A 12647-nucleotide genomic window follows, 5' to 3' on the forward strand; every position below is an offset into this window, starting at 1 on the left:
GCCGTAGACGATCAGAACAACCAACGTAAAGATCTTGATCTTACCATCACGAAGGAGGCCTTGCAGATTATAGAATCCTCCCATCAGAACCTTTCCCGCAAATCGACGGTGCTTTATAAGGCCGACTGGCATAAGGGCGTTATAGGTATCGTAGCATCCCGTCTTACGGAAAAATACTATCGGCCTACCGTAATCCTGACAAGGACAAACGGACATATTGCTGGATCTGCCCGCTCGGTACTGGGTTTTGACTTATATGAGGCTTTGAGCGAATGCAGCGATCTCCTCGAACAGTTCGGTGGTCACAAGTATGCCGCAGGGCTTACCATGCGGGAGGAAAATATAACCCTCTTTCAAGAGCGCTTTGAGGCTGTGGTGCAACGCACCATTAAACCCGAAATGCTACAACAGGAAGTAAGCATTGATCTTGAAATACAGCTTCAAGACATTGATGCCAAACTGTTCCGCATTCTCAAACAGTTCGAACCTTTCGGCCCTCAGAATGAAGCCCTATCTTCATGACTACCAATGTCCGTGTGTTGGGCACACCATACGTCGTAGGCAACAATCATCTTAAACTCTGTATTACACAGCATAACTCTCCAAGTTTTGACTGTATCGCTTTTGGACTGGCCGAACATTTCGACCATATAGCGATGCAAAAACCTTTCGACATCTGCTATACCATAGAAGAAAACAACTGGAGAGGTAAAAAGAATTTACAATTAAATATTAAAGCTATACGATATTAGATATATTTGCATTTAGCGGAAATATTAGTTCATGATACTTAGAGCAGAAAATCTCGTCAAGATATATAAGCAACGTACTGTTGTGAACGACGTGTCGTTTCATGTCGAACAGGGAGAAATTGTTGGGCTGCTGGGCCCCAATGGTGCCGGTAAGACCACCTCGTTCTATATGATTGTAGGCCTGATAAAGCCTAACTCGGGGCACGTATATCTCAATGACGAGGAAATTACCAAAGACGCCATGTTCAAACGTGCTCAGAAAGGTATAGGCTATCTAGCACAAGAAGCATCGGTGTTCCGCAAGCTATCGGTGGAGAACAATATTTTAGCTGTTCTGGAAATACATTATCCCAACAAGGAAGAGCGTATGGCAAAGCTGGAGGAGTTACTGACGGAATTCAGCCTCCATAGAGTAAGAAAAAATCGGGGTGACCTTCTTTCCGGGGGAGAACGCCGTCGTACGGAAATCGCCAGAGCCCTTGCCGCCAATCCTAAGTTTATCCTTCTGGACGAACCTTTCGCCGGCGTTGACCCTATCGCCGTAGAAGAAATACAGTCTATCGTTTCTAAGCTGAAAGCCAAAAATATCGGTGTGCTTATCACAGATCACAACGTGCAAGAAACCTTATCCATTACCGACAGAGCATACCTTCTTACAGAAGGTAAAATTATGCTCACCGGTAGTCCCGAAGAGATCGCAGAAAATGAAATGGCCCGTAAATTTTACTTGGGTCAGAATTTTGTATTACGTAGGAAAAAACTTTAATTTAAAGCAGTATTACAATTAAGTTATGGCCATACTCAATTCGATCTTTACTTGGATAATGCAAAAGAGAATTCATCAGATTGAACTCTTTATCAAATATCCGCATGACGTACAAGAAGAATGGTTCCAAAACTTAATTTCTGCTGCAGAAGCAACTGAGTGGGGCAAAAAATACGACTACAAAAGTATTTTTACACCCGAAGAATATAAAAACCGCGTTCCCATAAGTGACTACGACGACATCAAAGGATACGTTGACCGTATGATTAAAGGAGAGCAAAATTTGCTATGGCCTTCAGACATCAAATGGTTTGCCAAGTCGTCCGGAACAACTTCAGACCGCAGCAAATTCATCCCTGTCAGTATTGAAGCCTTGGAAGAATGCCACTACCAAGGAGGGAAGGATATGCTTACTATCTATTGCCACAACAGACCTAACAATAAGGTTTTTACGGGCAAGTCGGTGGTCATTGGAGGCTCTTCACAGATCAACAACTTCAGCCCCGACTCTTATTATGGAGACCTTTCATCTATCCTGATACGCAACCTGCCTTTCTGGGCCGAATTTCTGCGTACCCCGAACTTGGAAGTTACGCTAAATCCTAATTTCGAAGAAAAGATAGAACAGATCGCACAGCTCACCATTAAAGAAAATGTCACCAGCTTGGCGGGTGTACCAACGTGGAACATCGTCATGGCAAAACGTATCCTCGAAATCACAGGGAAAGACAATCTCTTGGAAGTGTGGCCTAATTTGGAATTCTATGGCCATGGTGGTGTGAGCTTCAAACCGTACCGTGAGCAGTTCAAACGCTTAATACCTTCCGACAACATGTATTATTTGGAAAATTATAACGCTTCGGAAGGATACTTTGGCCTGCAGGATCAGTCGGATTCGGAAGATCTGTTGCTTATGTTGGATTACGGCATATATTACGAATTCTTACCCATAGAAAACTTAAACGATGAACATCCGCAGACGTTAAGCTTAAGTGAAGTGGAAATAGGGAAAAATTATGCGTTAGTCATATCCACTAATGCGGGACTATGGCGCTATAAAATCGGTGACACCATACGGTTCACCTCGCTATCGCCATACAGATTTCAAATCTCTGGACGTACAAAGCAATTCATCAACACCTTCGGAGAAGAAGTCATCGTAGATAATGCCGAGCAGGCTCTCAAGGCCGCATGTGAAGTCACTGATGCCATCATCCGTGACTATACCGCCGGTCCTGTATATTTTGGAGATAACGAGGCCGGTGCCCACGAATGGATTATAGAGTTCGAAAAACAACCGACAGATTTTAACAAATTCTGTGAGACCTTAGACAGCAAGCTTAGAGAGATAAATTCCGATTACGATGCTAAACGTTTCAAAGACCTTGCTCTTCGTAAGCCGGTAATCCACAACGCACCAGACAACACTTTCTACCTATGGATGAAATCTCGTGGCAAGCTGGGCGGACAAAACAAAGTACCTCGCCTAGCTAATGACCGTCAGTATTTGGACTCTCTGCTGAAAATCATCAACAGACCTTAATCGATTTTTTTCAACAGCTTCTTTGCCTTCTCACCTATTTTACCTTGAGAAGAGATGGTCTGAAGAAGTCTTTTGGCCTCGGCATCATTACCTTCCTTATGGTGGCATACCGCCATATAGTAGGTTGCTTCCTCTTGAAAGATAGAGGTCCCAAAAGCTACGGGCTCTAAAGCTTTCAGCGCCTCCTTCCATTTCTTCTCTCCCACATAGGTCAAGGCTGCATAATATTGATATTGTACTACTTCGGGCTCTTCTTGAATAAGCTGATTCAACATTTTACGGGATTCCTTATAGGACTTGGCATTATATAGACGAACGGCCTCCTCGTATCGCACTACAGCTTCCTCTCCACGCACCACCTCTGACTGCATGGCAGGAAGTTCATATAGAGAGCTATTGCTGTTCGTAAAGAAAAGGTAACCTACGACAAACAGACAGGCAGCACTCACCACAGCAATCAGCGGTTTTATCTTCTTGATAAGTGGGGTAGCCCCATCATGCGACCTTGTCTCTTGTTCGGCAGCACGTAAGGAGATTCTCAAATCCTGCTCGCCCGAATTCACCCGCTTATGGATAATATCATTTACTTCACGCTGCAGATAGACCAGATTTCTGAAATCTTCATCCTCCCTCAGTTTCTGTTCAAAGGCTTGAAGTTCGTCGCCATCCAACAAACCGTCAATATAATCCTGAATCTTGTCCGTTAACTTTTCCATTGCATAAAGTCTTAAAATAAACCGCTTTCTTTTACCTTTCTGATGAGTGTAGCCATACATTCACTTTTCTTCTTCCGCAAATAGGCATAACTTATTCCCAACGCTTCCGCAATCTTTTCCTGATGTTTTTCCGTCATACATCGCTTGATAATCTGCTGACAGCTCTCACCCATTGTGTTGAGTAAAGCCATTACCCTATTCTCTTTATCCACCTTTTCCAGCATATCATCCCACTGTTTGGAGGAATCATCTTCAACATATAATACACTTTGTTCGAGATTTGTTACCGGCATACGTTGATTTTTTTTCAACGCGTTAAGCCATTTTCTTTTGCATACTATACTCAGAAAGGCCCCAAAGCTGGTCGTTAGCACGAAATCTTTCTCTTGAGCCATATGATAAATATCTACCAAGGCCTCCTGAAAAATGTCGTAACCATCGTCTTCGGTCCCACTATTTTTCACAATGAGGGTAACAATTTGCTTAGCATATTTATTATATATTAATTGAATGCCTTTGCTGTTGTTTTCTTTTAGGTATTGTATATAAATTTGGTCTATATGCATTTAAATTGGCAATTACTTAGTAAATTTAATAATATTTCTCGTTAAACAATTATGTTAACGAACCTAAAGCCATGATAAGACTGTTACTATCACTAATATTTACCTTACTGTGCGGGCTATGTATAGCGCAGGAAAACAACCTTATTGTACAGGTAGACACCTTCGAAAGCCGTATTGAAGTGCATGAACAGGACGGCGTTTTCCAGTTTAAGCCTATTTTACGGCCACTCGTACAGATTCCAGGAGGACGGACACCCTACTATAAATATCTGTGGGACTTCGGTGACGGTCATTTCAGCACCCAGGCAGAACCCACGCATGTATATGCCAAGCCGGGACAGTATGAGGTTTCAGTATACGCCGTAAACAACTACGACTATGGTCCCAAACCCAAAAGACCAAAAAAGACTATTCAAATTAAAAGCGGCAGCTCGGCCATCGCCAAGGTATCCCCCAACTATTTCGAAGAAAATTTCTTCTCCTCGAATGGCATATTTCAGATCTACAAACTTTCCGATGCTAAACCCGGCGAAGATATGCAGTTGGTCGTGGGAATAAATACCGAAGGCCGAAAAGGGAAAATATTTATCCTCTCCAACGAAAAAGTCGCAGGGCTGGATGGCTTCAGATATGCATACCAAAGTCAATACTATAAGGAAACGATAGACTCTCTGGTACAGAAAGAGAGCCTCAACAGTATGTGGGCAAACGTAAAGCAGTCTACCTTCACCAAAACCGGAAGTCCGGACTACGGGATTAAAGAGGTCTCTACCTTCAGCTCATCCCAACAGGCTATAAACTATTTTAAAAACCTATATGGAGCCTACAACTCCATTGCTGCTTACGACGTGGATCCTTCACAAAGCGAGAAGCAGTTTTCGCTCATCAATCTAGATGTGACAGAAAATATGCTGGTAGATACCAACGCCATTGTGACGATTACAGGAGTGTTCCTTCCAGAAGACGGAATCGCCAATGTCCATCAGGTAGATATCCCTGTCGTAAAATCGCATGACCCTAACAAGATGTCGGTGCGGCCGGCACGGATGAGCTACCGCTTCCAATCTAAAAACAAAACCTTAACCTACAAGGTTCAGTTTCAAAACGATGGAGAAGGTGATGCACGCCATGTAAGGTTAGAAATGTTTCTTCCTCCCGAAGTGCGGAAAGAAACATTCCGGCTTAAATCTCTTTATCCTAAGTGTGACACCTGTGCCACCCTCAACGCCATGGGATGCTATCAATATTACATCAAAGACAATGGAACGCTGGTGTTTCATTTCAAAGATATAGCCTTGCCAGGAACAGCCTCCAAAACATTGACTGACCCGGACAGCTCCAAAGGTTTTATTCTCTTTGAAATAGACATGGAAAAGAAGAAATTCAAAAACAAATCGTTCCAGTCTTATACGGACATCTATTTTGACAACAATCCACCTATTACTACTAATATTTCGACGTCTAGATTCCGTCAGATTTGGTCACCCATAGTGACCATAGGGTCTTCAGCCACATTTGGAACGCCCAAAGAGCATACCTTAAAACACCAATTCAAGCCGGGAATTCAGCTAGGATTCGGCCTTGCTCCTATGGCTCCTTACAAGAAGCCTTTCTGGCAAGTAGAAATATATTCTTCATTCTATAATAGGGAAAGCAACACCGACCTCATCAACGAACAGGGGGTGATTGAAGTCCAAGAAAATGGAAGATATATGAAATACGAATATAGAGCTATGGACAGCACCGAAAGCAGGACCTTTGTGTCTTTTCAATTGCCTGTACAACTGCGCTATAACATAAATTCTTTTATTTCTATAGGAGGTGGAGTTTCCATACGCAAAGACATAAATACTCAAGCATCAAGCACTAAAAATTATTATTATCTTACAGCCCAAGGTACGGAAGAAAATGTGTTTACTGTAGAAAATCCAACGCTTCTAAAAGAGAACAGCTCCTGGAAATACAATCCTTTTTTCGATATCAATGTAGGAAAAGTTTATATGGGGCCTGCGTTGGGATTCCGTGTAGCCTACGACAAAAATCAAAAAACCTATAGCGGCATTTACGGAATTTGGAGGTTTTAAAAGCTGATGTTGAGAGCTAGAATAGCGACATTACTAACCTTACTAATATGTTTGGTTTCTTGCGAGCAGAATAAGCCCTCATCTGCGGCGCCAGAAAATGCCAAACAAAAGATTTCTTTTGAAAAATTTGAAGATATCACGGAAAACCATCCCGAACTCTATATCTCCAACCCGGATTCTTTTCTGAATAGTCTTCATCTACAGCCTCAAACGGATGAAGAAAAGGAAATCTATGCCTACGGACTGCTATACATGGCTTATAGCCTCCGCGAACAGGGAAACCATTTCAAAAGCATACAATATTACGAACGTGCGCTCAACTTTGTAAAGGAACATAGCATCCAAAACCTGGATTTTGCATTGTATATCATTAAACCTCTAGCTACCCTGTATATCCACGTAGACGACCATCAAAAAGCTATTTCCTTACTTGAAAATCTCCTGGCTGACTATCCTCCTACAGCCTATGAACAAAAAGCCGGCCTCGTCAACAATTTAGCTAATGCGTATCTGTATAACATGGATTTCGAGAAGGCCGATAGTCTGGTAACCGACATTTTACCTCATCTCAACGAATCTTTGACAAAAGCTTTGCTATACAATACTGCTTCGCAAATAAAAGAGCAGCAACAAGACACCGCCACAAGCTCTCGTTTCAACACTTTGGCAATCCGTGCTTTCGAAAAGCATAAACTATACGGAGACACATTGGTATGGTACTGCTCTGCACTGACACAAGCTGCCGAACTAAACAACAATATATCCCAAGCACAAAAATCTATAGATATTTTGGAGAGACACTTTCCTCACTCACAATATCGTACAAAGGGCAATGCCTGCCTCAGCCTTGCCAACATTTATCTCGCGCTAAAGAATTGGGGAAATGCCCTTCAGCAGTATAAACTTTCCGCAGCACATTTCCGAAAAAGTGGTGAAAAATATGTATTGGATTACAAATACACTTATGCTCTGCTGGGACAGGCAAGATGCTTCGCTCGGCAAAAAATACTAGACTCAGCCTTCTACTATTACGAGTGGGCAATAGAAAACGATTTCCGTACGCAGCAGCTGATTACAAGTGCACAGGATCAGATACGCAACAACAGATGGAATAAAGATATTCTCGAAGAGCTTATTGCCTTATATCTAAGCGCTCCTTCGTTACCACAACAAACGTATGCCGAAACTCTATTATGGTGTATTGAGCTGAGCAAGGCACGTCTCCTCATCAACGAGATTCACCGCTCCGACCAATGGACAGCTGCAGATGATAAACTGAAAGAGGCTCTACAGCAAATCAGACTGCTCTACCAACAGTACGACGCGACGGTAGACCCTAAATTGCGAAATGCCTACCTCGTGGAAATAGAGAAACTAAAGACGGACTTTCAGCTGTCGGAACGCTACTTCGAAAAAATTCATTTCAACCCTAAAAAAGAAGACTTTCTACAAAGGGTTCAGCAAACCGACAACAGCTATTATGCTTACTATATCCATAAAGACAACAAAATAAGCATCCTTAATTCGTCGAGAAAAAAGATATCTTTCTATCAAGTGAATGACACCTCCTTTCTCTCTAAAATCGAACTTTTAAAGAAAGAATATTTCGGTGACTCTCCTAATTCCTACAATAACAACCCTACCAAATACAGAGAAGAAAGCAGTAGCATAGCCAAGCGTTTGTTGCCCAACCTGCCAGAAACAGAATGCAATATTTTCCTATCATTGGACGGCTCTCTTTATGGCCTACCTTTCGATGCTTTATATCACCACAACAGCTTTCTGGTGCAACAATACAACATGGCTTATCTCAATTCCTTCTTACTTTTCGATTTCCTGCACCATAGGGAAGAAGCACAAAAAGCTGCCGTAGCAGTATTCTATAGGTCGGATTACCCTTCTCCGCTGCCTAAGCTTCCTTTTGTAAATCAAGAGGTCAAAAATCTGAAAAAGACATTCAAAACGGAGTCTTACTCCCCTTTGCAACAAAACGACAAGTCGTTAAAACAGGCCTTCAACAGGTCCAACCTTATTCATATTGCAGCACACACCATTTTGGATAGCACCGAAGCTCCTTACCTCTATCTACATCAACCTATTTCCATCAATCAGCTACGATTCTACGAGATAAAGACACCATTGGTATTTCTTTCGGCATGTAATACGGGAAGCGGCAAGCCTTTACCGTCAGAAGGCACAGCTAGCATACAGCGTTGTTTTTTTAAGCAAAAATGTTCCCTCGGTTATATCTACCTATTGGTTTGCCAACGATGAAGCAATGCTGCAGCTGACGGCTAAATTCTATGATCAGCTAAAAAAATGTCCTTACCCCATGGAAGCATTGGCCGAAGCCAAAAGGCAGTATCTTAAGGAGGGCGGTGTGCTACAGGCCAATCCATGGTATTGGGCTAATATCAATTATACCGGCATAAATAACGAAGTAGGCTTGAAAGAAACTTCAAACCCACTTCCGCTAGCTTGTGTGATTTCTATGACCTTACTTGGTCTGTTTTTCCTTCGTCGCAAACTCACAAAGGTTTGATGGCTCTATCATAGAGATAGACAAAGAATCCCAAAATAAACTTCCCTATCACAATCCATTTTCTTTTAAGCTTGCGATACCCTTTCCCTCTATACATGTTTTTCATAATTAGGTAGTTAGATAATTATAATTGATTAATGATATTCTAAGATTTTAATTTCTGTACGGCGATTAATCTGATGTTCTTCTTCCGAACATTGTACCCCATTACCACATCTATTTAAAAGGCGCTTCTCTCCATACCCTTTAGCAACTACACGAGAAGCAGATATTCCTTTCGACACAATATATTTTACTGCTGCATCGGCACGGCGTTGTGACAGCTTGAGGTTATAGTCGTCGTTACCACGGCTATCTGTATGCGAAGATAGTTCTATTTTCAAAGTAGGATTCTGCTTCAGGATAGCGACAACATTATCCAATACCAAGGCCGCATCCGGACGTATGCCACTCTTGTCGAAATCATAGAATATATTTTTTAGTACGAATTCTGCATCGTTTTTCAATTCACATACGCCTAATTTCAGGGTTACGTATAGTGTCTGACTACGATCAAGTCCTTTAGTACTTACAAATTCAGTCTGCGAATAACGTCCTTGTTGGTTAGCCACGACGCTATAGTCGCTATTCTGCTCCAATTGATAGATAAATTTACCTTCAGCGTCTGAAATTTGACTTACATTCATCTTAGTTTCTGTATTGGTCAAAACGGTAGATATGTTAGGCAAATTACGTTGAAGATCGCAATCGAAAGTTTCTCCGATCAGCGTAAATCTAGGGTCATCGTGGTATATCTCTCGGAGAATGGTACCTGCAGAGCCCTGAAAATCTTCGGCACTAAGATATAAAATTGGAGTCTTGATTCCATTCTTTTCCCCTATCACTTCATAATTTCCAGGTTTGATAGCAACAACCTTATTGGCCTGACCATTAGCATCAGTAATAGAGCGCTCTTCTATTCCCTCTCCCACAATACTTACTGTCACTCCACTTAACGCGAGTTGTGTCTGCTTATCTTTAACCACGATTTGCAAATCTTTATTTTGGATGACAGGTTTTACCCCATCATATTTTAGCGGTCTTGAAGGCACTACTTCCCTCTGTCCTTTGCCGAAAGTCATATTTCAGTCCTACTCCTGCATTCAACGTCTGATGTACGGTATACTCTTACCGATTTTAGCATCCAAAAAGTAATGATTACCATGATGTATCACTTCGGTAGTAGCTGTTATAGGGTTTTCCGCATCAGCTTTGAACTCTTCGGTAGTAAAGCGGCTTTCTTTACTACCAAACTTGGATCCCAATGCCTGCACATAGTCTACATGGACATAAGCACCAAACTGAGGTGTAAACATGTAATTGAAACGCAATCCCGCCAATGCTGCCCATGAATTAGCTTTGTTGGAAGCGTCATTTACTGTCTTCAGCACATCCACGCTGGTCACTCCACGTGTATCCTTATAAGTCAGGGTGGTCACAAATTCTGGAAAAGACTGCAGCATAACACCTCCACGGAGGTAAGCTTCCACATGAAAACGGTTGTCCGTAAAACGATAGGTAGGCCCTAACGAAAACACGAAATCTTCAAACCGCTTTTTACTCGCATAGTGTGTGGATATCATACCATTAAGGAAGACCACGCTGTCGTTTTTGGCAACCCCATTATAGATGTATCGAGCATCTATACCCAATCCTAAGCGGTTACCCGAGAAATATTTGTCCATAAATATTCCACCGTGATACCCCATCTTGGTGTCGACTATATTTTTATATTTATTTAAAGGGCTGGAAGCTCCTCCAAAGATTCCCACTTGGAAATCTCCTTTACTTTGCTGAGCGAACGCATAAAATGCAAATCCTATTAACATTAATGCAAGATAGATATTTTTTCATAGTCATAGATTTTAGTTAGCAATCTGTTTTCTTTACCTATATATCAACGGCTATGAGAAAATGTTACCCACATATTTAAAATTTAAATAAGTAGCTCTAAATCTTTTTTTTTAACTTGCATTCCAATTAAAAACAAATAAGAGAAATGAGCGCGACAGAACAGTTTTCAATTCGCGTAGAGCCAACACAATCTTCAAGACTCTCGCAAGTAGACTTCAACAACTTAAAATTCGGACAAATCATGTCAGACCACATGCTGGTCGCAGAATATGACAACGGTAGATGGGAAGACGTCAGCATCGTCCCTTACGGTGACCTGACTATTAGTCCGTCGATGTCTGCCTTGCACTATGGTCAAGCTATCTTCGAAGGTATAAAAGCATATAAATTTGAAGATGGAACGGTCAGCATCTTCCGCCCGGACAAAAACTGGGAGCGTTTCAACCGCTCTGCAGCACGTCTTCAGATGCCGGAAGTTCCGGAAGAAATCTTCCTAGGAGGACTTAAAAAACTGTTGGACATAGACAGTGATTGGGTACCTTCAAAGGAAGGAACATCGCTATATATCCGTCCGTTTATGTTTGCTACAGAAGCTGCATTAGGAGTGCATCCTTCGGCATCTTACAAGTTTGTCATTATCACATGTCCTGTAGGAGCGTACTACAGTAAGCCAATATCATTGAAAGTAGAGACGCATTATACACGCGCGGCAGAAGGTGGTGTAGGTTTCTCAAAAAATGCGGGGAACTATGCTCTTTCATTATATCCTACGCAGATTGCCAACGACGAAGGATATGACCAAATCATGTGGACCGACGCAAAAGAACATAAATACATTGAAGAGGCAGGCACAGCCAACCTTATCTTCCGTATCGGTGATGCCATCATAACCCCTCATGGAGACACCATTCTTCACGGTGTGACCAGAAGAACTATCATGGAACTTGCCGAAAAATGGGGATACAAAGCCGAGCAACGCAAAGTGTCCGTGAAAGAGCTTATTGATGGCATAGAAGCCGGCGTGGTGTCAGAAGCTTTTGCGGCAGGAACTGCAGCTACTATCACCCACATCGACCGTATAGGATTTGAAGGCAAAGATTACACACTACCGCCTGTAGAAGGCCGTGAGTTCTCTAATAAGGTGTTAGATTACCTTAATCAGCTTCGTTACGGAAAAATTGAGGATCCTTTCGGATGGAATTTCATTGTTTAATTTAGTATATATCAACAAAAGACCTTCTTAATCCGGAAGGTCTTTTTTTATGCTTTGCTCTAGAAAATCAATTATCCTATCGTAGGTCTTTTGGCTCAACACCAAGTTGTATTACCATCATCATTCTTAAACCTACGTTTRMTTCGTGYCYTTTGGCTAATTAACGGCGTTGAKTTTCTGCTTTCGAATTTTATCCACTTGTCCTTCTTACCAAAGATATCCTTTCCATCTAGATAGTCAAAAAGCTCACTATAGCCTACCGTCAGCAGGGCCGGCTTATGACGATAAGGCCTGAGCGCATTTACTTCATCCAACAGCCCTGCCTTCATCATCTTATCTACTTGATTAATTCGTTCATAGAGTCTTTTCTCTGTCCATTATTTAATCCTACGGTTGATTGATGCGGTAAAGTCTTGCTTGGGTCTGTCGTCCTCTGGAATAAGAAGGGATGGCCCCGTAGATTCATAGACCTCCAAACGCTCGGATGACGCGCTTGAGGTTATCTATCTGCTACTGGCATAATATTTCAGATCCTATTCTTCTTTTGAGCTTTCTTTTTCAGGGTTCCAAGC

13 protein-coding genes are annotated in these 12647 nt (G+C 42.0%); 8 read left to right on the forward strand and 5 right to left on the reverse strand.

Annotated features, from left to right (window positions below):
- The 4 genes from SD31_RS07820 to SD31_RS07830 form a co-directional block, all read left to right on the forward strand.
- The coding region (locus SD31_RS07820) for a DHHA1 domain-containing protein (protein WP_231561317.1) at positions 1-522 on the forward strand (522 nt) is incomplete at its 5' end.
- Positions 519-752, forward strand: a complete 234-nt coding sequence (locus SD31_RS18870; RefSeq protein WP_231561318.1) for a hypothetical protein — start codon at positions 519-521, stop codon at positions 750-752. The genes SD31_RS07820 and SD31_RS18870, both read left to right, overlap by 4 nt.
- A gap of 31 nt (positions 753-783) precedes the next feature.
- Entirely contained in the window at positions 784-1518 is a 735-nt protein-coding gene (gene lptB, locus SD31_RS07825; protein WP_039053724.1) for an LPS export ABC transporter ATP-binding protein, read from the forward strand.
- Between the two features lie 25 nt (positions 1519-1543).
- Complete coding sequence (locus SD31_RS07830; RefSeq protein WP_039053725.1) at positions 1544-3061, forward strand: GH3 auxin-responsive promoter family protein; 1518 nt, start codon at positions 1544-1546, stop codon at positions 3059-3061.
- On the opposite strand, the gene SD31_RS07835 is transcribed toward SD31_RS07830, so the two are convergent.
- Together SD31_RS07835 and SD31_RS07840 are read right to left on the reverse strand one after the other, a co-directional pair.
- Entirely contained in the window at positions 3058-3777 is a 720-nt protein-coding gene (locus SD31_RS07835; protein ID WP_039053726.1) for a hypothetical protein, read from the reverse strand. The genes SD31_RS07830 and SD31_RS07835 overlap by 4 nt on opposite strands.
- A gap of 11 nt (positions 3778-3788) precedes the next feature.
- Positions 3789-4343: an RNA polymerase sigma factor gene (locus SD31_RS07840; RefSeq protein WP_039053727.1), complete on the reverse strand. Its 555-nt coding sequence runs from the start codon at positions 4341-4343 to the stop codon at positions 3789-3791.
- A gap of 71 nt (positions 4344-4414) precedes the next feature.
- On the opposite strand from SD31_RS07840, the gene SD31_RS07845 reads away from it, so the two are divergent.
- The 3 genes from SD31_RS07845 to SD31_RS20130 are packed head-to-tail and all read left to right on the forward strand — an operon-like array spanning position 4415 to position 8969.
- Positions 4415-6427, forward strand: a complete 2013-nt coding sequence (locus tag SD31_RS07845; RefSeq protein WP_039053728.1) for a PKD domain-containing protein — start codon at positions 4415-4417, stop codon at positions 6425-6427.
- A 6-nt stretch (positions 6428-6433) separates the two neighbouring features.
- Entirely contained in the window at positions 6434-8701 is a 2268-nt protein-coding gene (locus SD31_RS07850) for a CHAT domain-containing protein (RefSeq protein WP_082021875.1), read from the forward strand.
- A 4-nt stretch (positions 8702-8705) separates the two neighbouring features.
- Positions 8706-8969: a hypothetical protein gene (locus SD31_RS20130; RefSeq protein ID WP_039053730.1), complete on the forward strand. Its 264-nt coding sequence runs from the start codon at positions 8706-8708 to the stop codon at positions 8967-8969.
- Positions 8970-9103: 134 nt separating this feature from the next.
- On the opposite strand, the gene SD31_RS07860 is transcribed toward SD31_RS20130, so the two are convergent.
- Both SD31_RS07860 and SD31_RS07865 read right to left on the reverse strand, forming a co-directional pair.
- Positions 9104-10090 carry an OmpA family protein gene (locus SD31_RS07860; protein WP_052258774.1) on the reverse strand — a complete coding sequence of 329 codons (987 nt, stop codon included), beginning with the start codon at positions 10088-10090 and terminating at the stop codon, positions 9104-9106.
- 21 nt (positions 10091-10111) lie between these two features.
- On the reverse strand, positions 10112-10837 hold the full coding sequence (locus SD31_RS07865) for an outer membrane beta-barrel protein (RefSeq protein ID WP_039053731.1): 726 nt from the start codon (positions 10835-10837) through the stop codon (positions 10112-10114).
- Between the two features lie 170 nt (positions 10838-11007).
- On the opposite strand from SD31_RS07865, the gene SD31_RS07870 reads away from it, so the two are divergent.
- Positions 11008-12075 (forward strand): branched-chain amino acid aminotransferase, encoded by a 1068-nt coding sequence (locus SD31_RS07870; protein ID WP_039053732.1) that lies wholly within the window; start codon positions 11008-11010, stop codon positions 12073-12075.
- 95 nt (positions 12076-12170) lie between these two features.
- Here SD31_RS07870 and SD31_RS07875 read toward each other — a convergent pair whose 3' ends face one another.
- The gene (locus SD31_RS07875) at positions 12171-12407 is read right to left on the reverse strand and encodes a hypothetical protein (protein ID WP_039053733.1); all 237 of its coding nucleotides are present in this window, start codon (positions 12405-12407) and stop codon (positions 12171-12173) included.
- Between the last annotated feature and the right edge of the window lie 240 nt (positions 12408-12647).

This window comes from Sphingobacterium sp. T2 (assembly GCF_000814685.1).
Classification (GTDB): domain Bacteria; phylum Bacteroidota; class Bacteroidia; order Sphingobacteriales; family Sphingobacteriaceae; genus Sphingobacterium; species Sphingobacterium thermophilum.

Coding starts and splice junctions, on each gene's coding strand:
- SD31_RS18870 (WP_231561318.1), top strand. CDS start 519: ATGACTACCAATGTCCGTGTGTTGGGCACACCATACGTCGTAGGCAAC.
- lptB (WP_039053724.1), top strand. CDS start 784: ATGATACTTAGAGCAGAAAATCTCGTCAAGATATATAAGCAACGTACT.
- SD31_RS07830 (WP_039053725.1), top strand. CDS start 1,544: ATGGCCATACTCAATTCGATCTTTACTTGGATAATGCAAAAGAGAATT.
- SD31_RS07835 (WP_039053726.1), bottom strand. CDS start 3,777: ATGGAAAAGTTAACGGACAAGATTCAGGATTATATTGACGGTTTGTTG.
- SD31_RS07840 (WP_039053727.1), bottom strand. CDS start 4,343: ATGCATATAGACCAAATTTATATACAATACCTAAAAGAAAACAACAGC.
- SD31_RS07845 (WP_039053728.1), top strand. CDS start 4,415: ATGATAAGACTGTTACTATCACTAATATTTACCTTACTGTGCGGGCTA.
- SD31_RS07850 (WP_082021875.1), top strand. CDS start 6,434: ATGTTGAGAGCTAGAATAGCGACATTACTAACCTTACTAATATGTTTG.
- SD31_RS20130 (WP_039053730.1), top strand. CDS start 8,706: ATGCTGCAGCTGACGGCTAAATTCTATGATCAGCTAAAAAAATGTCCT.
- SD31_RS07860 (WP_052258774.1), bottom strand. CDS start 10,090: ATGACTTTCGGCAAAGGACAGAGGGAAGTAGTGCCTTCAAGACCGCTA.
- SD31_RS07865 (WP_039053731.1), bottom strand. CDS start 10,837: ATGTTAATAGGATTTGCATTTTATGCGTTCGCTCAGCAAAGTAAAGGA.
- SD31_RS07870 (WP_039053732.1), top strand. CDS start 11,008: ATGAGCGCGACAGAACAGTTTTCAATTCGCGTAGAGCCAACACAATCT.